At 58.6% G+C, this 23,947-nt stretch carries 19 protein-coding genes; 9 read left to right on the top strand and 10 right to left on the bottom strand.

What is annotated here, in order from left to right; all coding sequences use genetic code 11:
- Positions 1 to 37: 37 nt before the first annotated feature.
- The 7 genes from FHT79_RS24695 (at position 38) to FHT79_RS24665 (ending at position 7,722) form a co-directional block, all read left to right on the top strand.
- On the top strand, positions 38 to 1,540 hold the full coding sequence (locus tag FHT79_RS24695) for a DUF4150 domain-containing protein (protein WP_183904328.1): 1,503 nt from the start codon (positions 38 to 40) through the stop codon (positions 1,538 to 1,540).
- The gene (locus FHT79_RS24690) at positions 1,540 to 2,652 is read left to right on the top strand and encodes a hypothetical protein (RefSeq protein WP_097543403.1); all 1,113 of its coding nucleotides are present in this window, start codon (positions 1,540 to 1,542) and stop codon (positions 2,650 to 2,652) included. The genes FHT79_RS24695 and FHT79_RS24690 overlap by 1 nt, the downstream gene beginning before the upstream one ends.
- A 93-nt stretch (positions 2,653 to 2,745) precedes the next feature.
- Entirely contained in the window at positions 2,746 to 4,008 is a 1,263-nt protein-coding gene (locus FHT79_RS24685) for a hypothetical protein (protein ID WP_246714050.1), read from the top strand.
- A gap of 62 nt (positions 4,009 to 4,070) precedes the next feature.
- Positions 4,071 to 4,805, top strand: a complete 735-nt coding sequence (locus FHT79_RS24680) for a GAD-like domain-containing protein (protein ID WP_183904327.1) — start codon at positions 4,071 to 4,073, stop codon at positions 4,803 to 4,805.
- Between the two features lie 70 nt (positions 4,806 to 4,875).
- Positions 4,876 to 5,628 carry a GAD-like domain-containing protein gene (locus FHT79_RS24675; protein WP_183904326.1) on the top strand — a complete coding sequence of 251 codons (753 nt, stop codon included), beginning with the start codon at positions 4,876 to 4,878 and terminating at the stop codon, positions 5,626 to 5,628.
- A gap of 72 nt (positions 5,629 to 5,700) precedes the next feature.
- Positions 5,701 to 6,849 carry a hypothetical protein gene (locus FHT79_RS31950; protein ID WP_210304834.1) on the top strand — a complete coding sequence of 383 codons (1,149 nt, stop codon included), beginning with the start codon at positions 5,701 to 5,703 and terminating at the stop codon, positions 6,847 to 6,849.
- Between the two features lie 300 nt (positions 6,850 to 7,149).
- Positions 7,150 to 7,722 (top strand): methyl-accepting chemotaxis protein, encoded by a 573-nt coding sequence (locus tag FHT79_RS24665; RefSeq protein WP_183904325.1) that lies wholly within the window; start codon positions 7,150 to 7,152, stop codon positions 7,720 to 7,722.
- Positions 7,723 to 7,839: 117 nt separating this feature from the next.
- On the opposite strand, the gene FHT79_RS24660 is transcribed toward FHT79_RS24665, so the two are convergent.
- The 8 genes from FHT79_RS24660 to FHT79_RS24625 all read right to left on the bottom strand — a co-directional run bounded on the left by FHT79_RS24660 (position 7,840) and on the right by FHT79_RS24625 (position 16,402).
- Positions 7,840 to 9,285 (bottom strand): aldehyde dehydrogenase, encoded by a 1,446-nt coding sequence (locus tag FHT79_RS24660; RefSeq protein WP_183904324.1) that lies wholly within the window; start codon positions 9,283 to 9,285, stop codon positions 7,840 to 7,842.
- A gap of 23 nt (positions 9,286 to 9,308) precedes the next feature.
- Entirely contained in the window at positions 9,309 to 10,094 is a 786-nt protein-coding gene (locus FHT79_RS24655) for a coniferyl-alcohol dehydrogenase (protein WP_183904323.1), read from the bottom strand.
- 40 nt (positions 10,095 to 10,134) lie between these two features.
- Positions 10,135 to 11,160 carry a branched-chain amino acid ABC transporter permease gene (locus tag FHT79_RS24650; RefSeq protein ID WP_183904322.1) on the bottom strand — a complete coding sequence of 342 codons (1,026 nt, stop codon included), beginning with the start codon at positions 11,158 to 11,160 and terminating at the stop codon, positions 10,135 to 10,137.
- On the bottom strand, positions 11,157 to 12,071 hold the full coding sequence (locus FHT79_RS24645) for a branched-chain amino acid ABC transporter permease (RefSeq protein WP_183904321.1): 915 nt from the start codon (positions 12,069 to 12,071) through the stop codon (positions 11,157 to 11,159). The genes FHT79_RS24650 and FHT79_RS24645 overlap by 4 nt, the downstream gene beginning before the upstream one ends.
- The gene (locus FHT79_RS24640) at positions 12,068 to 12,796 is read right to left on the bottom strand and encodes an ABC transporter ATP-binding protein (RefSeq protein ID WP_183904320.1); all 729 of its coding nucleotides are present in this window, start codon (positions 12,794 to 12,796) and stop codon (positions 12,068 to 12,070) included. The genes FHT79_RS24645 and FHT79_RS24640 overlap by 4 nt, the downstream gene beginning before the upstream one ends.
- Positions 12,793 to 13,545 (bottom strand): ABC transporter ATP-binding protein, encoded by a 753-nt coding sequence (locus FHT79_RS24635; RefSeq protein WP_183904319.1) that lies wholly within the window; start codon positions 13,543 to 13,545, stop codon positions 12,793 to 12,795. The genes FHT79_RS24640 and FHT79_RS24635 overlap by 4 nt, the downstream gene beginning before the upstream one ends.
- Before the next feature lie 5 nt (positions 13,546 to 13,550).
- Complete coding sequence (locus FHT79_RS24630) at positions 13,551 to 14,870, bottom strand: ABC transporter substrate-binding protein (RefSeq protein WP_183904318.1); 1,320 nt, start codon at positions 14,868 to 14,870, stop codon at positions 13,551 to 13,553.
- A 68-nt stretch (positions 14,871 to 14,938) separates the two neighbouring features.
- Positions 14,939 to 16,402: an aldehyde dehydrogenase gene (locus FHT79_RS24625; RefSeq protein ID WP_183904443.1), complete on the bottom strand. Its 1,464-nt coding sequence runs from the start codon at positions 16,400 to 16,402 to the stop codon at positions 14,939 to 14,941.
- A gap of 236 nt (positions 16,403 to 16,638) precedes the next feature.
- On the opposite strand from FHT79_RS24625, the gene FHT79_RS24620 reads away from it, so the two are divergent.
- The gene (locus tag FHT79_RS24620) at positions 16,639 to 17,538 is read left to right on the top strand and encodes an AraC family transcriptional regulator (protein ID WP_132574951.1); all 900 of its coding nucleotides are present in this window, start codon (positions 16,639 to 16,641) and stop codon (positions 17,536 to 17,538) included.
- A gap of 528 nt (positions 17,539 to 18,066) precedes the next feature.
- On the top strand, positions 18,067 to 21,525 hold the full coding sequence (locus FHT79_RS24615) for an NACHT domain-containing protein (RefSeq protein WP_183904317.1): 3,459 nt from the start codon (positions 18,067 to 18,069) through the stop codon (positions 21,523 to 21,525).
- Between the two features lie 321 nt (positions 21,526 to 21,846).
- On the opposite strand, the gene FHT79_RS24610 is transcribed toward FHT79_RS24615, so the two are convergent.
- On the bottom strand, positions 21,847 to 22,122 hold the full coding sequence (locus tag FHT79_RS24610) for a hypothetical protein (RefSeq protein WP_097596464.1): 276 nt from the start codon (positions 22,120 to 22,122) through the stop codon (positions 21,847 to 21,849).
- An 8-nt stretch (positions 22,123 to 22,130) separates the two neighbouring features.
- The gene (locus FHT79_RS24605; RefSeq protein WP_168334219.1) at positions 22,131 to 23,786 is read right to left on the bottom strand and encodes an IS66 family transposase; all 1,656 of its coding nucleotides are present in this window, start codon (positions 23,784 to 23,786) and stop codon (positions 22,131 to 22,133) included.
- Between the last annotated feature and the right edge of the window lie 161 nt (positions 23,787 to 23,947).

Raw genomic sequence — 23,947 nt, 5'->3', positions numbered from 1 at the left:
CGGGTGTGGCTGATGCTCATCCCGACGGAGCAGCGGTATGAGCATCCCGCGCGATAACTACGTCGGCGAGCCCGACTATCCAACGCCCTGGACGACGAAGCAACCACGTGAAGGTTTGCGTGATCTTGACGAGGCAAAGATCGTCTCGCTGTCGCCGGATGTATGCCTGACGCCAGTCGGCTCTTCCGTTGTTCCCATCCCATACCCCATCGTCGACTATTGCGGGCACGACAAAGACTACACGCCATCTGTCCGCTTCACCGGCAAGAAGGCAATGGTCCTTCGGTCCTGTACGACCCACGTTCATGGCGATGCGCCGGGAACGAAAAAGGGGGTCAAATCCGGCACCGTTGAAAATATTTGTGAGCCGATCGGTCATGCCGACCAGGTGCGTGCCGAGGGTTCGCACGTCATCCGGCATCTCGACCGTTTCTGGATGAACAACCGCAACACACAGGGTGAAGCGATCTTCGTACGTGGGACGCAAACTTATGCGTCGCCTGAAGACGACGATCCCGTCCCTGGATCGCTACGCTGGAATGGCAGTGACGAAGGCCGTGTCATCAGCGATGCCTCACCCGAGCCGCTGATCATGGGCGCGCAATATGCGCAAGCGGCGCCTGCAACGGTGCCTCAAACGGTTCCTGTACCGGCCCGACCTGCGCCGATGCCACGACCGCCGGGGCAGGTCATCCGGCCGAATGTTCCGCAGTGGAATAGGCCTCCACCCCGGCCATCCATCAAAGTTGGCAAATGGGTCGGAAGGCTCGGCCGATTTGGTAGGGCAATGACTGGAGTCGGAGCTTTTATCGAGGGTATGTGGCCAACCTCGACGGCAATGCCGTGGTATGATGAAATGCCACAAGATGATTTCGAACGGGCGCTTTTCCGGAAGGCACGCGAACTTGAGGAGCAAGGCGTCGACGTTGATGACGTTCAGGAGTGGTTCCGATCCGAGCGCGCAGAGAACGCACGACGCCGGAGGCAACAGGAGACAGAGGAAAGGCAGCAACCACAACCTCTACCACAGACCCAGGGTGCGCGTGTTGACGAGGAAGGCTCACAACGTCGATGCATTGTTGGCCCCTACGAGGAGATTGAGCCGATATGTCGGGGCAACGCTCACCATATCGTTCCTGATATGGCCTATCGGTTAGGGCGGCGACCTGCCAAATCGGAATATGATTCCACGGAGAATCGTATACCCAACGCGCCGACGCTTAACCAGGGGATGTCGATTTGCTTGCTAAGTCGGCAGCACGGAAGCGATAGCGAAGGATTGCATGGAATACTTCGACAACGGTTTGCGGAACTCGCAAGCCCTGTACCGGGGACAGCGCCAATGGGGGCAATTTTAGCTGAAAGTATCAAAGTCATCGAGGATATTCCGGATTTGCCGGAAGAATGCAAAGCGCTAGCTACAGCCATGGCAACAGGTCAAGTCGCATCAAAAACCGGATTTGCCGCTCCTGGGCGAACGAGGGAACGGCCACTTCCGTCCGGCGATGCCGAAACAGTACTGAGAAGGGGGCATTATTGATGAACGGCAGTGACTGGAAGGCAACAATTCAAGCCGCTGTGGCATTTGATGTCGACCGCTTTGCGATATGTCTTGGCGAGCTTGAATACGATGATCCATTTACTGCGATCATTTCCTATGACGGGCGATTTTCTCAGCCGTGGAGCAGAACGGATGTTCGGCGCGAGATCGTCGATATCAGCTATATGGAAGCCGATCCTACGGAAGGCCATGTACCGGTAGCGCTCAGTAACGAGGGCGACGTCTATGTGTTGAAGGACGAACATGCGGAGCGATCGAAGATCCCCGGGGCTGGGATTCTCAGCGAAGATGCTGAGGGTTTTGGGGCAGTCCATACGCTGGTCGTAGATGGACATAGCCAATATGTCGTCGGGGATAGCCGCCAACTCTATCGCAGAGAGGGCTTTGGAACGTGGCAACGGCTTTCTGCGAACAAATCCCGAGAGGACGGTTATGAGGCCGAACATTTCGGAAAGGCGGTTTCCCTAGACGGTTCGCTTGTCATCGAAAGTGTTCAGAGACCTTATTCTGCACCAAGCGCTGCGCAGCTCGATCCTAAAAGTTGGGAAAATGTCAGCCCGGAGCAGTTTCTAAAGATGATGAAGGAGCAACGGTCCGAGCGCGTCACAAGGCCACGCATGCAACGCGTCTATCATTATCTTGATGGTGTCTTCTCAAGACTATTAGTTCCTGAAGATTGCGTGATCAGAGGGCTGTATCGCGACCCGGAACATCGTATTTGGCTTTTGGGCGTGGCAGGTCTGATCCTGGAGGGAACCATCGAAGGAGGATTTGAGAAGGTCGGCTTCCACGGGGATACGGAAACGTTGTTCAGCGCCGCGTGGTATCGTTCCGAGCTGCTTGCGGCTACCGACGACGGTCTTCGCCGATTTGACGGCCATAAGCTCGGCATCGTGAAACCCAAACTAAATTCCGCAGCTATAAACCGAAATGTTCCTGCACCTCTGAAAATTCAATCTTTCGATAACACGCTGATTTATTTCGACAGGAAGCATGGCGTCTGCAGGTGGGACGGGCAATCCTGGGATTGGTGCGAGATCCCGCCGTCACTTCTGCAACGCGAGTTCAAAGGCTTACCTGCCAGACGATAGGGCTCGTCTATCGTATCCTTGCAGCCATAGCTGTTAATGGGCGGACGTACGCCAGTACAGCCACCGGGATGCGGAGAAGTCCTTGATCGCGATTTGAAGGAGGTACGACTGATCGCAACGGAGTTTTTTGAGGCGCGAGGCAAACTCCACGAGGCCAGGAGGATTTCCGAGGCCGAAGCGGAAATTTCCGCCACTGACGACGAAGATTTCGAGACGTTTTACGGAGCATGGGAGCCAACGCTTTATGCCGCGACCATGGCGGATGATCGATATTTTGCGCTTTTGATCGGCGGCCCGCGCTGGGACGATCCCTATACCATCATCCTGACGCGCGACGCCGAAGCGCAGACATTCTCCCGCCTCGATGTGCGGCGGGAATTGCGGGATGTCAGGGTCGTGCCGCGGACCGATGACGTAGGTGAACCGTCTTACGTGACGCTCAGCTTGAATGGCGACATTTATGTGATCAGTCCGAAAGGCGCCGAGCATTCGGTCATTCCCGGGACACAAGCCGAATCTGATGACGCACCCGAGATTTTGTTCAGTTCCATTCTGCCGGTCGGGGATCAATGGCTGGTCGCTGGCAGCGAAGGTTTTCTGAGGCTTGGCAAGGAAAAATCCTGGCAAGATGTCTCTCCTCCATTGGAGACGAAACATCCCTATAAGGTTCCCGATTGGACGATTCTCGGCACTAACCGCGATGGCGATATTTTCATTGTTGCCACGCAAGCAGCGAGCACGCGGCATTTCAATCTCTATCCCGGCCATCCACTTTATCGAGAGGATATGTCCGAGGAACAAGAATTTCAGCTTCAGAAGAAGCTTTATGCCGAAATGGACAGTTATCCGCGTTTGAAAACGCTTTTCACCGGCCGGCCCGGAGCCTGGAAGCAGCAGGCACTGCCGGATCGTATCGCCCGGTCTCTTCCCGCTTATTCCTATGTTTCTGATATTGAGAGCGGTGGAAACGAAGCCGACTATGTCATCGGTTCCGACGGCTTGGTGATGAAGGGTAATCCTCAAGCCGGCTTTACCGACATTTCGTCCATTGCCGACCGCGAGAAGAATTTCAAGGACGGCGTCTGCTGGCGCAACGAAATGATCCTTGCAACCGGCACCGAACTGTTCCGGTTCGATGGCCATTTTGCAAAGCCATTCGCGCCCAAGGTGAAGATGCGCTCTGCCCCCTTCGTGCTGCAGCCGAGCGCGATCTTCGTTCAAAACGATAAGCTCTACGTGTTCGACTACGGGCTTCGCTATTACACATTCGATGATCAGGGTTGGAATCAACACGACATTCCGAAGGAACTTTCGCAGCGGCCGTTCAAGGGTGGTGGCGGGAAAGGACCGCCTTGACCAAATCGCGCGGCTGACGAGCTTGACGAAGTCTGTCAGTCAACTCGTTCGGGACCGAAAACGTGGCTGAAAAATCAAACTACAACATCTTTGAGATCAAGTGGTTCGACGAATTTCTCTCGGCTTACAAGATCGACAATGTCATTCGTCCGAGCGCGGCTGATGTGGAGGCCTATCGGGGAAAACTGCCGGATTTTCTTCTCCGTTTCTGGACCGATCATGGTTGGTGCAGTTGGTCCGACGGCCAATACTGGCTCTGCAATCCCTCCTTGCCTAAGCCGGTGCTGGACTATGTCTTTCGCGGTGATCCGGAACTTGATCCGAAAGAGATGTACGCCTTTGGCTATACTGCCTTCGGTGAGATCGATATCTGGTACGGCGATGCCATGATTAGGTTAAACCTGCCGAGGGGAGAGGTGGCTGTCGACAATCGAGGATATAACGAGGAATACCAACGCCGGTGGACTGATGAAGTCATGTTGGGTCTATGTTTCTCAGGTCGATTTGCGCCGGTTACTCCGCCGTGGGAGGACGAAAATCAGAAAAACATGATGCCTCAGGCTTTGGAAACGCTGGGGCCTCTCGCATGGGGCCAAATCTACGGTTTTGCGCCTGCAGTTAGTTTAGGCGGCCGCAAGATTTTGAAGAATCTTCAGAAGATGCCATTGGTCGAGCATCTGGTCTTTCTGGCTTCCATGGAACCGCCAACCTATTACGACTATACACCGCCCGCTCGGGGAGAACGTGGTCTTGGTACGGTGACACCGCGCCGAACGATCGGGCCACAGAGCCGATGAGACTGAGGCTAGTAGATTCCGCCGAACTGGAGAGTATTGGCTCATCTTCTGACCGCGGTTTGGGATACGAATGACCGCAGCAGAATTTCTTCAGGCGCGAGGTAAACCCAACGAGGTAAGACGAATTTCTCAGCCCGACGCGGAAAGTGTCATCGGGCGTGTTCCGGAGGACTTGAGAGAATTCTGGATCCAACATGGCGTGGGGTACTATGCAGACAGGAACTATTGGCTGTGCACTCCGGCTCTTTTCGAGAGCTTCTTTCGCCAGATCGTGGCCAATGTTCCGGAATTGTATGCCGATGACCTCGCCGCCTTCGGATATTCGAGCCTGGGAACTGTCAATCTGTGGCATAGGGCAGGGCGGCATTTCACATTTTCGCTCGATGTCGCACTGCTGATGGATTTGACGAGCCGAGGCCGAACCGATCCCCCACCCCATGATCTGGAGGAGATCTATCGCGCGGCCGGTGTGGACATGCCTCAAAACGCGGTTGAGCTGTTTCTCGAAGCCAGGTCTGCGCCGGAGAACATCTGGAACATATTGTTGGCGGCAACCAGTTCGGACTCATACAAGGCGATTTATGACGATAGCGGTAAAGCCCTCATGCCGCAGCTCCGCCGAAATCTCGGGGAACTCTCGCAGAGCGAGATCTATTTTCGAGATAGGACTGCGGGGGGAAATACGGCTGACCGCTATCAAAAACTGAAAATTTCCGAGGCTGTCTCGCGCGTACCTGACGAGATTTACCATTCATTCGCGGTCGAAGTCGCAGTGCAGCAGCAAATTGTATCCCAAGCGATCCCCGTCGGTAGCGTTCGATAATTTGCTTCGACGCCCCGGCGGGCAACGCGTGATGTCCTGAAGGTCGGTCGGCGCCTATTGAAGTGACGAAACATGAAGCCATTCGATCCGCTCCGCCTTGATCGGGCCATTGCCCTGGCGAAAGACACGTTCTGCGTCGTGTTCAGCGGCAAGGATTATGAGAATATGTATTCCTACGTCCTTGTTCACGAAGGTGGGCTGGAGCAGCCATGGTCCCGCTCCGATGTGCCGCGAAAGATCGATGGTCTTACCGGCAAAATGGGGGCGGATGAACGACCGATCATCTATGCCCTCAGCGATGAAGGTGATGTTTATACGCTGCCGATGGGGGAGGATTCCTCCCATCGAAAAATAGCAGGCGCTGGAGTCTATTCCGAAGATGCGACCGACCTTGGATATGTCAATTCCATCGCCCTAGTTGGCGATGTCTTGTTGGTAACCGGCTATCACTCGCAGCTTTATTGTCTGACCGAGAGCGGCATAAACTGGTTTCACAAGGAAAAGCTGCCGCAAGCACCTGAAACCTACGATTATCTTGTCTTCGGTGATCTGAATGGCTCGACTGAGAGCGATCTTTACATGAGCGTGATCTATTCGCCTATCAGTACGCGACGGGCGCTTACCGAGGAAGAAAATGCTCGGCGTCGTGAGCTTATTGAACAAGGACGAATAGAAGAAGCATCCGCGATTAGAGATGCTGCCAAGCGAGGGGCGCCGCGGGTAAACGAGGGCCGTCTCTACCACTGGGATGGCCAGGAGTGGCGGATCGTCGCCAAGCCGCGTTCCGGAAAACATTATCCGGAGCCAGAAACCCTTTCCGATATTTTCATAGAAGCGAACGACAAGATCTGGGCGGTCGGCGGTAATGGTGTCATTTTGGTCGGGAATGCCGAACATGGATTTCAGGATATTTCCTTCAAGGGTAATGATGAAAAACTGCGTTCGATCACGAAATTCAAGGGTCGGATGGTGATAGCCTCAGACTACGCTTTGCATTGGTTCGACGGGCATCTGTTGTTACCTTTGAAGCCCGTCCTTGATCCGAGCATCAATCGCAACATTCCGAACCCGCTCAAAGTCCAGGCTGTCGATGACGTCCTGTATTATTTCGACTCGAAGCATGGCGTGCACACTTTTGACGGTGATCGCTGGACAGAAATCGAAATTCCACCTGAGTTGTTGGAACGCGATTTCAAAGGGTTGCCGCCTAAACCTCGATGACCGACGCCCCTGACGACGATGAAGATTTCGAGGAGCTGCCGGACAATGGTCAAAATACGCCGTTCTGTCCGTTCTGCGCGTGAAAATGGAGGGCTGCGGGGCGCCGAAGGATTTTCTTAAACGTTGCCGCCTTGGATGGGATCGCTGTCTGTCAACGGATGATACCGGCTCGGTCACAAGCGGCAGCGGCGCAATTGTTCGGCATGCAAACGGGAATACGAGATGGTCCACGGCATTTGTGTTCTTACGATTCATCGCGGGTCTGATGCCCGCGATGCGTTGCGTTAAGGCTCGCTGCGCATGGTCGAGACCACCAACAGCTCCGGACGGAATATGGCGCATCAGGATCGAGCCGATGATCCCGACACCGGTGCGGCGGTCACGGATCCCGCAGATCAGAAGGCCAGATTCTGCGCCGAAGTCGCGGCATTGGCCAATGCTGCCATGAACGGGGATCTCAGGCGGCGAATGAATGCCGACTATGCGGATCCGGATCTGCGCCGTTCGGCAGTGATCCTCAACGAGCTGATTTTGTCGATCGACGGCAACCTGTCCGATTTCAACGATGCGATGGCCGCTTTTGCGCAAGGGGATCTGCGCGTCAGCGTGCGGGCCAAGCACCGCGGCGCATTCGGGCAATTGCAGAAGAACTTCAATCTGGCCGTGGCCACGATCCGCTCGGTGCTGGGAGAGCAAGGCTCGGAACGGTTCACGGATAAGGCGACAAAATTCGGCCGGATGCTGACCGCTTTCCGATCGAAGGGGGGTGCTTTCGGAGTTCGGGTCCCCGACGAAGATGCGCGGCCAATTCCCTCGCCTCCCCATGATCTCTGGCTGAAGCTTGCCGACGCCCTGGACGACTTCTCGATCTGAACGGGCTCCATGGCGCCGGTGCGCCGACCATTCGCGGCCTGACTGCACCGCAATTGCAACAGAGCGCCCCGTCTCCGACCGGGCGCCCCATCACTTTGCCGGCGATGCCTCTCAGCCTCAGAAAGGATAGTGCTGGGCGGAATCTTCCACCGTGATCCAGCGCAGGTCGGTGAATTCGGCGATTGCCGCCTTGCCGCCGAAGCGGCCGTAGCCGCTGCCCTTGACGCCGCCGAAGGGCATCTGCGCCTCGTCATGCAGTGTCGGGCCGTTGATATGGCAGATGCCGGATTCGATGCGCGCCGCAACCGCCATTGCCCGCTGGATGTCACGGCTGAAGACGGCTGATGACAGGCCATACTCGGTGTCGTTGGCGATGCGGATGGCTTCCTCTTCACCGGCAACACGAATGATCGGCTTCACCGGGCCGAAGGATTCTTCCGCATAGACGCGCATCTTGGGGGTGACGTGATCGAGCAGCGTCGCCTCCACCACGGTGCCGGAGCGCTTGCCGCCGGCCACGAGCTTCGCACCCTTGGCCGTCGCATCGGCGATCAGCTCCTCCATTTTCTTCGCGGCGTCGAGGCTGATCAGCGAGCCGAGCACGACGTGGCCACGCGGGTCGCCGGCCGGCAGCTGGCTGGCGCGGGCGGCCAGTTTGGCGACGAACTGATCGGCGATCGTCTCGTCGACGATGATCCGCTCCGTCGACATGCAGATCTGGCCCTGATGCATGAAGGCGCCGAAAATGGCGGCATTGACGGCACCGTCGATATCGGCGTCGTCGAGGATGACGAGCGGCGCCTTGCCGCCGAGCTCGAGAAGGGCGGGCTTGAGATGCTTGCCGCAGGTCTCGGCGATGATCTTGCCGACCTTGGTCGAGCCGGTGAAGTTCACGCGCCTGACGGCCGGATGGGCAATCAGCGCCGCGACGATCTCAGGCGCATCCTCCGGCGCATTGGTGAGGACGTTGATGACGCCGGCGGGCAGGCCCGCTTCGGTCAACGCGGTGGCAATCAGCCGATGCGTGCCGGGGCATTGTTCGGATGCCTTGAGGACGACAGTGTTGCCGCAGGCGATCGGCATGGCGATGGCGCGGGTGGCGAGGATGACGGGCGCGTTCCAGGGGGCAATCGCCAGGCAGACGCCGGCAGCCTGGCGAACACCCATGGCGAGCGTGCCGGGTTTGTCGGAAGGGATGATTTCGCCGGTGATTTGCGTCGTCATGGCGCCGGCCTCGCGCAGGATATTGGCGGCGAGCATGACATTGAAACCGGCCCAGGGTGCGGTTGCGCCGGTCTCCTCGATCATCAGCCGGGTAAACTCGCCGACTTTCGAATCCATGATATCGGCAGCCTTCATCAGGATGGCGCGGCGCTGGCCGGGGCCGGTCTTCGACCAGGCGCCGAAGGCAGCGGAGGCGGCATTGACGGCCGCGGCAACGTCGTCCAGGTCCGCCGCTGCGGCGCGGCTTGCGAGCTTCTCGGTGAAGGGATCGAGACGGTCATAGGTCCGGCCGGTGGAGGCTGCGCGGTCGGCGCCGTTTATGAGAAGGGAAATATTCATCGGAGATCTCCTGGGAACAAGAACTAGAAGCCGAGGACTTCGGCGTTGATGGACGCTTCGAGGCCGCCGTCGACGGCAATGTTGGCGCCGTTGATCCAGCGCGCGCCATCCGAGCAGAGGAAGAGCACGGCCGGGGCGATATCGGCTGAGGTGCCGGCCCGGCCGACGCGGGTAATGTCGCTGTCGACCCTGGCGTCACCGAGCACGGCGCGGAACTGCTTGAGGATCGGCGTTTCCACCGGCCCCGGGCTGACCGCATTGACCCGGATGCCGCGGTTTTTGAACAGCGGCTGATGGGCGGCGCGCATGGTCCAGAGCAGCAGCAGTTCCTTGGAGAGCGGGTAGCCTTGCTCGTCCTTGAGGCCGTGTTCGGCCACAACCGCCGCCACGTCCGGAAAGCCTTCGATACCCGCCAAGGACTTTGCCCGCTCGAGATTGGCGCGCCAGCCATAACCGGCAATCGAGGCGACGTTGACGACGGCGCCGCCTTCGCGCAGGCGGGGTGCCACGGCTTCGGACAGGGCGCGAAGGCCGTAGAAATTGACGGCGAGCGTCGAGGCGATACCGGTGCTGCCGGAAAGGCCGGCGACATTGGCGAGCGCGTCGAGGCGCGTCGGCAACTGCGCGACGATGTCGGCAACGCCTGATGGGGTGGACAGATCGCCCTTGATGAAGGCGGCACTTCCACCGGCCGGTTCGCGCACATCGACGCCGATGACCTCGGCCCCCATCTGGCCGGCCAGCTCGGCCGTCCGGGCGCCGATGCCGGAAGCCACGCCGGTCACCAGGATTGTTTTACCAAAAAGCATGAACGTCACCTTTCGCAAGAGAGTCGGGACATAAGCCGGCTCATTCTTCCCATTTGATCTTATGCGGGCCGGGCAATTTCAGCCGGTAGCCGACGGGCAGAAGTTGAAAGTCGTAGCGGCGCTCGATTTCGCCCCACAGGCCGCGCGGCAGGTAGAGGGAGAAAATCAGGGCGGTGGCGCCGAGGCCGATCAGGTACCAGACGCCGGCTGCGCCGAAGAAGGTCTCGATCACGAAGAACAGGATGGCGCCGAGGATGGCGCCCTCGAACTTGCCGATCCCGCCGACCAGCACCATGAAGATCATGTAGGCCGTCCACTGGACGCTGAAATAGGTCTTCGGCTGGAAGGTGGTGGCGGTTGCCAGCCACAGGCCTCCGGCGACCGCGATGCCGAAGGCGGCGAGCACGAAGAGCAGCCTCTTCGTCGCGATCACGCGCACGCCGACCGAGGTCGCCGCCTCCTCATTGTCGCGGATCGCCTGCATGGCAGCACCCGCGCGGCTGCGCATCAGGATGAACAGCGCGCCGAGCAGGGCGGCCATGGCCGTCAATGCGAGCCAGTAGATTGTCGCCCGCCGTGTGCCGCTGTCATAGACGTTGAGCGAGATCAGCGAGGTTCCGGTTTCGCCCTGGATCAGGCCGTCGAGGTTGACGAGCAGGTGGGCGAGTGTGGCGACCACCCACATGCCGATCGCGAACTCGCCGCCCTTCAGGCGCAGCATGAATAGCGAAAGCGGGATCGACAGGGCGCCGGTGACGATCGCGGCGGCAAACAGCGCGACGAAGGGATTGAGCCCTGCATCGGCAAGCCGGATGGTGAAATAGGCGCCGAGGCCGAAGAACACCTGCTGGCCGACCGAAACCAGCCCGCCGAAACCGGCAAGCGCATTCCACATGGCGGCAAGGATGACGTAGATGAACAGCGCCGTCATCCGGTCGATCGCGCCGGCGCCGAGCACGGCGGGAGCGAACATCAGCAAGGCGAGCACCGCGGCCATGGAGCCGAGCGCCACCCGAGACGATTTCGTCCAGCGCTCTATCGATATTCCGTTGGAGATGATGGTCATGTCGGGCTCCGGAGACGGGCGCGCAGCTTGAGACAGGCACCGAATTTGTCGAGAACCGGCATGCCGAACCGGGACAGCCTGATGAAAAGCACCAGCAGGAACACGGCATGGCCGCCGATCAGGAAACCTTGCGGATGCAATTGCGCGCCGAGCGATTGGGCAAGGCCGAGAACGATGCCGCCGGCAAGCGTGCCCCACAGCGATCCCGCTCCCCCGATCACGGCCGCCTCGAAGGCGAAGAGAAGCTGCGGGCCGCCGGCATAGGGGCTGAAGGTCGCCCGCATCCCGAGAAAGGCGCCGGCGATGCCGACCGTGACCATGGTGATCGCAGTGGCGACGCCGTTGACCCTGCGGGCATCGATGCCGACCAGTCCTGCCGTATCGGGATCTTCCGCCGTCGCGCGGATGGCGCGGCCGAGGGCGAAACGGCTGAGGAAGAACTGCAGCGTGCCGAGAATGAGGACTGCGGCCACCATCATCATGACGGCAAGCTTGCCGACGAAGATGTGGCCCGGCAGCTGCCAGGAGGCATAGGACAGGTTGCCGATGAACGGCGCGAGCGACCTTGTGTCGGCGCCGAACTGCTCGAACAGCAGATTGTCGATGACGATCGACAGGCCGAAGGTCGTGAGAATCGGCAGGAGCGTGCCGCCGCGGGCGCTGCGTTCCAGGATGAAGCGCTGCAGCAGCCAGCCGACGGCGGCCATCACCGGCAGCACGATCAGCAGGCCGGCGAAAGGCGGAATGCCGGCTTTGGCGGCGAGCAGCCACAGGCCGTAGGCGGCTGCGACCGCCAGGCTGCCATGCGCGAGATTGATGATCCGCATGACGGAGAACATGAAGGACAGGCCGCAGGCGATAACGGCGTAGTAACCGCCGAGCAGAATGCCCTGGAGCAGGGTATTGATCACGATGCGCTCCTTTCGCCGGCTGCCCGGTGCAATCCGAAATAGGCTTGGGTGACGTGCTCGCGCGTGACGGCCGCCGCCGGCCTGTCGAGGACGATGCGTCCCTCGAGCATGCAGATGACACGGCTTGCCACGCTCATGGCGCGGGCGAGATCCTGCTCGACGAGCACGATTGTTGTTCCCGACGTCAGCAGCGCTTGCAGCTGGGCATAGACGCGATCGACGACCAGAGGCGAAAGCCCGAGCGAGACCTCGTCCAGGAGAAGAATATCGGGATTGCTCATCAGCGCCCGGCCGATGGCGGTCGCCTGCTGTTCCCCGCCCGAGAGGTGCCCGGTCTTGGCGTGACGACGGGGTTTCAGGTTGGGAAAGGCGTCGAGCACGCGATCGATGCTCCACTCGCCCTTGCGGCCGGAGCTCTTTCCGAGAAGCAGGTTTTCCTCCACCGTCATCTGTGAAAACAGGCGCCGGCCTTCCGGCACCAGGGCGATGCCCTTGGCGATGCGCTTGTGGGACGGCACGGAAGCCAGATCTTCATCGTTGAGAAGGACGCGGCCGGAGGATGGAAGATGGGCGCCGGCGATCGATCTGAGCAGCGTCGTCTTGCCGGCGCCGTTCGCGCCGACCAGCGCCAGCACTTCGCCTTTGGCAAGTTCGAAACTGACGCCGCGCACCGCCTGCAGCAGGCCGTGGCGGACGTCGAGGTCACGGATGGAAAGAAGGCTCATGCGGGTGTCCCTCCGAGATAGGCCTTGACCACCACCGCATTGCTCATGACCGTTTTCGGTTCGCCATCGGCGATGATCCTGCCGGCGTCCATGCAGATCAGCCGCTCTGCCACCTGCAGCAGGATATGAACGATATGCTCGATCCAGACGATGCCGATGCCGCGGCGGCGCAATTCGAGGATGGTTTCGACGAGCTCGCTCGCCTCGCCATCGGTCAGGCCGCCGCCGATCTCGTCGAGCAGCAACAGTCTCGGCTGCGTGGCAAGCGCGCGGGCAAGCTCCAGCCGTTTGCGATCCAGGAGGCCAAGCGTATCGGCGGGGCGGTTGGCGACGCCCAGCATGCCGCAGAGCGAAAGCGAATCCACCACGCGCTCATAGGCCTCGTCGCGACTGGCGGCATGGCCGTGCGATGCGGCGACGAAAACATTCTCGAAGGTCGTCATGCCGCTGAAGGGTTTGGGAATCTGATGGGTCCGGACGAGCCCGGAGCGGCAGCGTTCCGCCGCCGTCCGGTTCGTCACGTCGGCGCCGTCGAAGGTGATGCTTCCCTCGCTCGGCGGAAAGGCGCCGGCGAGCACGCTGAGCAGGGTCGTCTTGCCCGCGCCGTTCGGCCCGACAATGCCCACCGCCTCGCCATCGCCCATGGAAAATTCCAGATTCTCCAGGACCACCAGCGCGCCGAACCGCTTGTGGATCCCCTTGGCCGAGAGAAAGGCTCCTCCCGGCCGTCTTTGCGCTTGCTGCTGCACTTTGGTTATCCGTTGTAAGCGGTGAGCTTGGCGCCGACCGGAACGTTCGGGTCGGTGGCGTTTTCGGTGACGACATAATCGAGTGCGAATTTCGAGCCCTCCGGCGCTTTCACCCATTGCGTGCCGATGATCGGCCCGGGAGAAACATTGGCGACGGGACCGCTGGTGAAGTCGACCTTGCCGGCGATCGTCGTGGTCTTCAGCGTGCTGAGCGCCTTGGCGACGGCCTCCTTGCTCTTGACGTCGGCGCTTGCTTTCAGCGCATCGAAGCCGGCGTCGAGAAGCGCAAGGCTGGCGCCGAGCTGCTGCGTCCACTGTTTGCCGCTCGCCGTTTCATAACCGTCGGCGAGTTCGGTTCCGGAGACACCCGTCAGCGTCGATTTGTAAGGGAAAGCCTTGTGCCAGTACGCGGCGCTGCCGATGTTCAGGCCGAGGTCGCCGAGCGCCTCGATGTCGGAGGGAAACAGGCCCGTCTTGGCGATCTGGCAGATCTTGATCTGCTGGGTGAGGCCCTGCTGCGCGGCCTGGCGCCAGAAGGCGGCGAAGTCGGGCGGGATCGGGAACGAATTGAAGATCTCCACGCCCTCCTGCCGGAAGAGAGCGATCTGCGCGGTAAAGTCGGTGGTGCCGGTTTCATAGGCGCCGGGATCGACGATGGTGAAGCCCTCCTTGGCGAGTGCCGGCGCCAGATGGGCACGGATCGCATTGCCGTCGGCATCGTTGGGATACATGACGCCGACCTTCTTGTTGGTCTCGATCAGGTTCCATTGCGAAACATAGGCCTTGTGGAATTCTTCGACGCCGAAGCCGAAATGATAGGTCCACTTGAACGGCGAGGGTGCGCCGGGCTTGGCGCCGCGGCCGAAATACCAGGCTTCCCAGGGCATGACCGTCGAGAGGCAGGGAATGCCTGATGCTTCGCAGGCGTCGGCCACCGGGTTGATGGTTTCGGGCGTCGAGACGGCAAGCATCAGGTCGATCGACTGGTTGTTGATCAGGTCCTTCGCCAGCTGGCCGGCGCGCGAGGGATCGGATTGGGTATCCTGGTCGAGAATCTCCACCTTCCAGGTCTTGCCGCCCGCCTGCAGGCCGTTCGCCAGCGCCTTGCGCGCCAGGTCGAGCACATAACCGTCCGTCTCGCCGAAGCCGCCGAGCGGGCCGGTGCGCGGGCTGATGAAGCCGACCTTCAGCGTGTCGCTGCTTTGAGCAAAGGCGGTGCGGCCGGACAGCGCCAGTGCCGCGCCGCCCGCCACGGTCGATGCGATGAAAGAGCGGCGGCTCAGCGATGCCGCGTTGAATTTTCCGCTGCGGAAAATGCCGTTCATGAAATCATTCCTCCCTCTTGATGGGGCCTCCCAGCCCGTTCCCAATGTTCATTTCGGCCGATCTCAGTTCAGATCGGGTAGTGCCGTTTTCCCGACGCGATGGTCACCCATCGGAGCTCGGTGAATTCATCGATCGCCGCCTTGCCGCCGAAGCGGCCGTAGCCGCTTGATTTGACGCCCCCGAAGGGCATTTGCGGCTCGTCGGAAACTGTCGCCTCGTTGATGTGGCAGATGCCGGATTCGAGCCGCATGGCGACGGCAAGCGCGGCATTGACGTCGGCGCTGAAAACGGCGGCGGAAAGCCCGTATTCATTGTCGTTGGCAACCGTCACGGCCTCGTCGACGCTGCCGACCCGGATGATCGCGGCGATCGGCCCAAAGCTCTCCTCGCGGTAGATGCGCATGGCGGGTGTGACGTGATCGATGACGGTCGCGTCCATCAGCGTGCCGTTCGCGTGGCCGCCGCAGACGAGCACCGCGCCTTTCTGCAGCGCGTCGTCGATGAGCGACCTGACGCGCCGGATGGCCTCGGCGTTGATCAGCGTGCCGAGCGGCGTGTTGCCGTCCTTCGGGTTGCCGGCGACGAGGGTTGCGGCCTTCGCCCGGAACTTGCCGACGAAGCCGTCGGCGATCTCGTCCATCAGGATGATCCGTTCGGTCGACATGCAGATCTGGCCCTGGTTCATGAAGGCGCCGAAGGCGGCGGCGCTCACGGCCTCGTCGATATCGGCGTCGGCCAGAACGATGAACGGCGCCTTGCCGCCGAGTTCGAGCAGGCAGCGCTTGAGATGCCTTGCCGCGGATTCGGCGATGATCCGGCCGACACGGGTGGAGCCGGTGAAATTGATGCGGCGCACGGCCGGATGGGCGATCAGGGCGTCGACGACGGCGGCGGCATCGCTCGGCGCATTGGAAACGACATTGACGACGCCTCGCGGAAAGCCGGCGTCACACAGGACGTCGCCGATCAGGCCATGGGTTTTCGGGCAGAGTTCGGAGGCTTTCAGGATGACCGTGTTGCCGCAGGCAAGCGGCATGGCGACGGCCCGGGTGCCGAGGATGATGGGCGCATTCCAGGGGGCAATGCCGACGCAGACGCCTGCCGGCTGGCGGACCGCCATGGCAAGGTTTCCCGGAATACCTGAAGGAATGAGCTCGCCCGAGATTTGCGTGGTCATCGCCGCAGCCTCTCGGAGAATATCCGCGCCGAGCCCGCAATTGATCGCGGCCCATTGCGCGGTGGCGCCGGTTTCGCCGGTCATGGCGGCGATGAGTTCCGGTGCGCGCGCGTCCAGTATATCGGCGGCGGCATTCAGCCGCCTGCGCCGTTCGCCCGGCCCGGTCTGCGACCAGTCCGGAAAGGCTGCCGCAGCCGCATTGGCCGCCCTTGTCATGTCGGCAACGGATCCTGCCGAGGCGATCGTCGCGACATCGCCGGTCAGCGGATCGATGCGTTCGAAGGTGGCCCCTTCGGAAGCATCCATCGCCTCGTTGTTGATCATCAGCTTTGCCGCGAACACTGTTCCACCCAATTCGTCACGTGTCGGCGCCAAGTGCCGGCGCCTGCCTTATTGCCATGGGAGAAAACGAGCGGACGCGGCGCCACGAGGGTCGCCTGACGATTCCTGCATCTGCTGAAGAGCCTCCTCCCAAAGGCTGATGAGAAAAGGTTACGCCGATCTGGCGTGGATGGAATGCGATTTATTGGGTTAATATTGTAATTATCTGGCGATTGTCACATGCTTGACGCGGGAATGGAGGAGAGGCCTTGGCGACGGACGGCGGGATTCATCACTATGCCAGGGGCGAGTGGCACGGGCCGTCGCTGTCGCACCGGCGCATCCGTTTCCAAAAAGGGCTGTATGCCGATTTCTACCATTTCCTTCTGCTGGGGGAGGGGAACGGGGAGCTTCATTTCGACAATGGCGACCATCGGCCGCTGCACGGACCGCTGCTTGCCTTCCTGCCGCCGCAGGCGCGGTGCGACCTGTCGATATCAGCCGGAAGCGCGGCCCATCTGGTTGGCGCCTCGCCGCAGATCATGGTCGATGCGATCGGCGACAAGGTGGAATCCTATTCGTTGCGCATCTTCACCGAGCAGCGCAAGCTGGTCGAGGCACTGGATCCCGCAGCAGTGGCCGAAATCAGCCCGCTGATTTCGGGCTTCGTGCGGGAACTGGGCGATCCCGCCCGCTCCTCCTGGATGGTCGCATCCGCCTATATCAGGCTCATTCTGATGGCGCTGTGGCGCGGCTCCGACGGCGAGAGAAGCGAGCAGCGCGGGCAGGGCGAAACCGGGTCGATCCTGCAGAGATACCGGCAACTGGTCGAGGCCGGTTTCCGCCGGCACCGGCCGATCAGCGATTATGCCGCGGAATTGGGCGTCACGGCCGACCGGCTGCATTCCATCTGCCAGAGGGCGCTCGGCCGCTCACCGATCCAGCTCCTGCATGAGCGCGTGGTGCAGGAGGCAAAACTCAGGCTGGAACGATCGGCCCGCAATATCCAGGAAATCTCCGACAGCCTCGGCTTTCGCGATCCGACCTATTTCAGCCATTTCTTCAAACGCAAGACCGGCCTTTCCCCCGCCGGCTACCGCGAAATCGCCCGCGCTTCGGCCGGCTCGGAAAACAGCATGCTGTCCTCGGGTTATGCGGATTGGCCTTAGGCTCGGGGCACATTGGGTAAAGTTGGAATTTGTCTGTCCTGGATCGCAAATCGTGCTGACTTGGAATCCCAGGCCGGTGTAGGATTGCGATGCGCCAAAAGCGGACGCTCAAACAATCGGCGACCATAGAGGTCCTGTACGCTAAAGGTGCCGCCCAAATAGAGCATTTAACCCAATCGGATACGCAAGCCGCATAAGCCTGCCATGTACGCAGAGCTATCCCCCTGCGGACAACTCAAAATCCGTCCTTTATGCATCTATCCCGTAGTATTGCGGAAGCGGACGAGCGCACACGGCGTTGGCGCACAGCTTTGATGGCAGCATGGATGCGGACACCCATTGGGGGAAACGCCTGCACGAAGGGACTTAAATAGCCCATCGCAAAAGTATCCACTTTCTGCGATCCGAAGTATGTAGAAATCACTCCAAGCGGGCGGCGAGTCCAGGCTACAACCACTTGCCGAATCAAACCATTGCGTGTGTATGTATTTACCCCACCTAACAATTAATCCCGCAATAAGAGAGATCATGCCCACGTCCGGTCCCCGCCTCCCCGCTCTTCCGACCCTTAGTGAAATCCTTCCCGATGGGACAGAAGGAGGAAAAGAATTCGGCCGAATTATTGATCTACTTCTCTTTAACGAATGGCGAGGTGAAGGAAATAAATTCCAACCGTTGGATGACTCAGCTGGAGACTTCCGGGGATTAGATAGTTATCGTTATGGCCGTCGCGGCAACAAGATAACTGGATACCAATACAAATTTTATAAGTCACCGCTAAGTAGTCAGCACAGAAGCCTCATAGCAGCGGCGATCGAGCAGGCAACTGAGAATTCTGAAAATAAAATTTCGACATATGTTCTTGTAACACCCGATGATTTGACGAACTCTGGAAAGCGAAAAGAAGGCGGCGATGTCGCCTGGTTCGAAGCCCTGCGGGAAAAGTATCGGTCCCGATTTGAGATCGAGCATATTGGCCATACAAAAATCATTGCAATGTTTTTAAGGGCTAGGCATCTCTGCCTCTTCTATTACCCGTCTCTAGTTCCCCTTGGAGAAGCGAGAAGAAAGACAATCCAGGAAGTTAGAGCCCAATATGATGAGAATATGCGACGTAGATTCGGTCGGATCGAATTTGTGGGGATGTCCGTCTACAAAGAAGAAGCTTCTCGCCGGGTACCTTTGGAAAACATTTACATCCCCCTATCCCTAGTGTCTGAAGCTTCACCTGAGGAAAATGACGACACACCTCGGATTGAGCCTGTTTCATTAATTGCTCCTGGCAAGAAATCGATTGTGCTCGGCGATCCGGGTTCTGGAAAATCCACGCTTGTTTCATTTCTTGCGCTAGTCGGCATCACTCCCGCACTTCAAAAACGGTGTGCAGGAGCATCGGACGATCGCCTTCCAATAGTCATAACCTTGAGGCGATATGCTGACGAAATAAAAACGCGGAAGAACTTGTCCCTGATAGATTACATCGTTGAAAGTGTTCAGGCGGACTTCAATATAAGCTCAGCAAACAAAGATTTTTTCGAAGCTTACATTGAAAGTGGACGAGCAATAATTTTCTTCGACGGACTTGATGAACTTCCTGGGCCGCAATTCAAGGGGTTGATGCGGCGAAGAATTGATTCTTTTTGTACCAGCTATCCTATAAATACTGCAATAGTGACATCTCGTATTGTTGGCTACGAAGCAGACGTTCGTTTCGACCCACCATATCGACATTTTCGACTTGCTAAACTTCGCCTAAACGAAATTGAAGAATTTGTATCAGATTGGTACGGAGAACGCATAAAGGAAGACGTAGAGCGCGGCAGAAACATTGCCGATCTTGTCAAAGTAATTAAAAACCCAGACAACGACGCCATAAGAGACCTTTCTAGAAACCCTCTCCTGTTAACAATTGTTACTCTTGTTCATAGGATTGACGCAGTTCTACCTGATCAAAGGGTTGTACTATATCAAAAATGCACGGAGACTCTTCTTAACACTTGGAATAAGGCGAAAAAGCAGGATGATGAGCCGATAAAGGGCCGTATCGAGCAACGTAATCGGTTAAGGGTCGAGGCGATCGCTTATTGGATGCATAGGAATAGCCTCCAGGCCAAGGGACGAGCGGTGGCACCGCACAGTGAGATAGTCAAATTTCTAACAGAGCATATCGAAAGCAAAGAAAAGAAGCGCGACAAAGACGAGCCGTCTGAGGATCAGGCGGAAGAGTTTTTCACTTTTGTGAAATCGTCAGCAGGGCTGATGATCGAAGCTGGTGACGGTCTTTACAGCTTTATACACCTGACATTTCAGGAATACCTTTCGGCTACATACCTCACAACCTACGGTGAGGTCGGCGGAGCGTTGTCTATATGGAATGAGCTGAACGGCGATCTGGAAAATCCCCGATGGCGAGAGGTCGTTCGCTTGTTGGTCGCTAGCCTGAAATCGGCCGCAGCCCAAGCCTTCTTTGTCGAGAAACTATGTGAAGCCAACGTCCAAAATCCTTCCCGTGATTGCACGCTATTGCTGGTCGGACTCTTACGGGATGGCATCGAACCTGCAGAAGAGAAGGCTGAACAGATTTGTCTTCAAGTATTTGACATTCTTATGAAGACAGAATCGCCTGACGACATTCGTACAATAAATACTGCAATTAAGTCTTGGACCCTCAAGGAGCATACGAATCTCGAAACCGCCAAGTCCGTCTTCGAGACAATATTCCGCGGCTCCTCACCGAAAGACAAGCTAACGCTAGCCTTGATTAACCAGAGTGCAGAACTTGGCCCTCTCGATCCGGAGCTGCGCGCCACCATAGACTATGGTAGCCACAAAGTCGTGGAGCCACTTCTATTTGGGCCAGGAGCGGCTAGACCTGCTTCCCCGATTTGGGGGGAAATGTACCTCAAACAGACGATTGATGCGTTTCAAGATCCTGACTCGAACGCAGCTTCGGCTATAGGCCTAGGTATTTCAATCTTACTCGATCCTACAGAGGTAGCAGAGAGACTACTGAGCCGTAGCTTAAGCCTTCTAAGCAGCATCGGACGAGGCCCGCATCGCGATTACACAATGAATCTGATCGCGTTGGCTAGCGAGACAAATCTGCACCCGTCGCTTCGAGAGGCCCTAGCGTATTGCATCAACCCGACAAATGGATACGAAGAACGCGTCGAACGAGGGCAACTGATTGAGGAGTTCTTCGACCGTTGGCTAAGCCATGTTTCGCAATTGAATAGTCGGGGCGAGGAAAATACCTTAAGCGAAGCCGTACGGCAGCGGTTGCGCTTTTTCTATAGGAGGCCGGGAAGTAGAGCTGCCCTGCCCGGAACGCCTAGAAACGGCAAGCCTAGGCGAACACGCGAAATGGCTTTGATACGACGCTCGTTGAAGACGGTAAATCTGGAGGCTGGGATTTACACACGCATGATCTTGGCATCCGACGTAATGCGAGAAAGTATTGTCCCGACATTTGTCAAGGAAATGAACCTAACACCGCCAGGCCATTGGGAGGAGACTTTAAGGGCTACGCTAAGTGCGCTAGTTCCGCAGGCTATCGGTCGGTATTTCGACTACATCGAATGGCAAGCCCTCACAGCGCGCTTATCCGAAAATCTTGCGACAAAAGATGATTTTAACTGGGCTTGCTGGCTGGTGCTGGTGGACGTATGGGTCCGAGCAAACCGCACTGCGCCGACTGATGCTCCTACCGGACTGGAAGAGCTTGTCAGCGTCACCAAAGAATGCCGCCACGAACCTCTCCAGTTTGTCTTAGCATTTAGGGATATGTATCTTGGTAGCGAGGAAGCGCTTAGTAGGGCCGTGGAGCTTTGTGAAACAAAGGGCTCTTCTACGTATAGAATGCTAGTATCTGCCGGTTGGCCAGACTGGATTACGGACGAAACCTCGCAACTCGAAGCAGGAGTGGTTCAACCTCGGAAGAAGGCAATCCGATCTGGAGGGTCCAGGCATCGAAATCAATTATCGTAAGACTTTGATACAGAGTTAGTTGGTTGGCCTTTTCAACCTATATGGCTGGCTCGTGCAACTTCAGTAATGCAGGAGTAAAGTCAGATCGCCTCCTGTTGGAGGCATGTAAGGTGCAGCCATTGCCGAACTTCAACGCCATGAGGCTGCTCGCCCCGGATATCGCTCGTAATAAGCTGGCACATGGAAGTCGGGCATCTCGTCTCACTTCCTGCTTGTAGAGGTTTTCTAGGTCGTGACTTTCACTACCTCGTAGGTGCCCTAGCGCTTCTCTTTCTGTAAGCATCCGGTGATTGCCGCACCTGGCGCTGATGGTGTGTAGGTTCAGCGGTCTGACTGAAGTGCCGCGACGGCTCTTGCCGCCTTATCGCAGCGCTCTCTAAGTTCTGGGTATGAGAGCCCCATGTGCTCGTTCGCGATCTTGAAGAGATACTGCGCGATGGCATCAACTGAGGCGGTTTGGTTGGCCAGCATGCCAAAGACGGTATCGGCATAGGCATCATATTCGTCTTGCGCTTCAGGAATGTCCGACACCCCGATGGGGTCCCACTCGGTGAGCAATATTTTCCGAATGATAGCTCGGTTGGCTTTGCGATCCATCGTTGATCCTATGCCGCAACGGCTGCTGTTTGCGTCGGTTTCCAGTTCCACGGCAGCAATTTTTCCAGCCTGCTGATCGGCGTGTCGGCAATGTTGGCGAGAACGTCGGCGAGCCAAGCCTGTGGGTCGATGTCATTGAGCTTGGCGGTCATGATCAGCGTGGCCATGAAGGCGGCACGATCAGCACCACGATCCGATCCGGCGAAGAGCCATGACTTTCTTCCGAGAGCAAAGCCTCTGAGCGCGCGTTCGGCGGCATTATTCGTCAGGCAAATCCGGCCGTCTTCGAGGAAGGCCGTGAAGCCGTTCCAGCGCTTCAACATGTAGTCGATCGGCTCAGAGACAGGAGAACTGCGCGACAGCCTTGCCCGCTCGGTTTGGAGCCAGTCGTGCAGTTCGTCGACGAGCGGCTGGCTGTCTTTGCGGCGGCGCTCCAGGCGCTGCTCGGGGCTAAGACCGTTGATCTCCCGTTCGATATCGAACAGGGCATCGATCCGTTTGACGGCCTCCAATGCCATCGGTGAGATCGGTGCGGCTTTGCTGCCCCGTTTGGCGTTCGTGGCAATGTCGGCCAGCACGAAGAACTTGCGGCGCGAATGTGCCCAGCAGAGTGCTTGGCGCAGAGGCGCGGGATCGCGATCTGCTTTGAACAGCGGGTTATAGCCGCCATAGGCATCCGCCTGCAGAATGCCGGTGAAGGTCTTCAGATGTCGCTCTGGATGCTCCTGCCGCCGATCCCGAGAGGAATAGTAGAGGGCGGCAGGCGGTGACTGTCCGCCGAACGGCCGATCGTCCCGAACGTAGGTCCAGATGCGGCCGGTATCGGTCTTTCCCTTCGCCAGGATCGGCACGGTCGTGTCGTCGCCATGCAGCCGCTCGGCCGCCAGGACATGGGCCTCGATCAACGAATGGATTGGCTTCAGGGCTGCGGCACACGCGCCGACCTGATCGGCAAGCGTCGACAGGCTGAGATCGATCCCCTCTCGGGCATAGCGCTCGCTCTGGCGATTGAGCGGCTGATGCTGGGCGTACTTCTCGAACAGGATCATCGCCAGAAGGTTCGGGCCGGCAAAGCCGCGGGGTGTCACATGGAAGGGTGCTGGCGGTTGCGTGATCTTCTCGCACTCGCGGCAGGTGAACTTCTCCCGCACAGTCTGGATAACCTTCCACTGACGCGGGATGACCTCCAGGGTCTCGGTGATATCCTCGCCGAGCTTCGACAGCTTGGCCGATCCACAGCATGGGCAACTGGATGGGGCGGCAATAACGACGCGCTCGCGCGGCAGGTGTTCAAGAAAGGGCTTGCGTGACGGACGCTTGCGCTCGAAGGCCCTGACGGTCGAGCTTTTGGCAACCATCTCTGCCGCGAGTTCGTCTTCGCCGGCATCAGCTTCGAGTTCTTCGAGTTGCAGTTCCATCTGTTCGAGAAGCCGCGTCTTGCGCTCAGAGCTGCTGCCGTAAAGCTCTCGGCGGACCTTCTCGATCTCCAGCTTCAGCCGCGCGATCAGCGCCTCGGAATGTGACACGAGCGCTTTTGCGCTGGCAGCTTCCGCCTTGGCTGTCGCCGCTTCCACCTCGGCAGCAACACGCAGCGCTCGCTCTTCCGCCAGCAGTGCGAGCGCACTGGCAAGGTCATCTGGAAGCTGGTCGACAGGGCTGTTCATGGCGAGATGGAATCATATTCGCCCCCGCTATTCCAGTGTTTTTGCTCATCCAACCGAGGTTGGTCGCCAGGTCTTTTGCGGCATCCGCCAGTCGATACCTTCCAGCAAATAACCGAGCTGCCCAGGCGTGATCACGACCGTCCCATCGGCCGCCGACGGCC

The sequence above is a fragment of the Rhizobium sp. BK212 genome (assembly GCF_014197475.1).
Lineage (GTDB): Bacteria > Pseudomonadota > Alphaproteobacteria > Rhizobiales > Rhizobiaceae > Rhizobium > Rhizobium anhuiense.
This window is presented reverse-complemented; position numbering and strand designations above follow the sequence as displayed.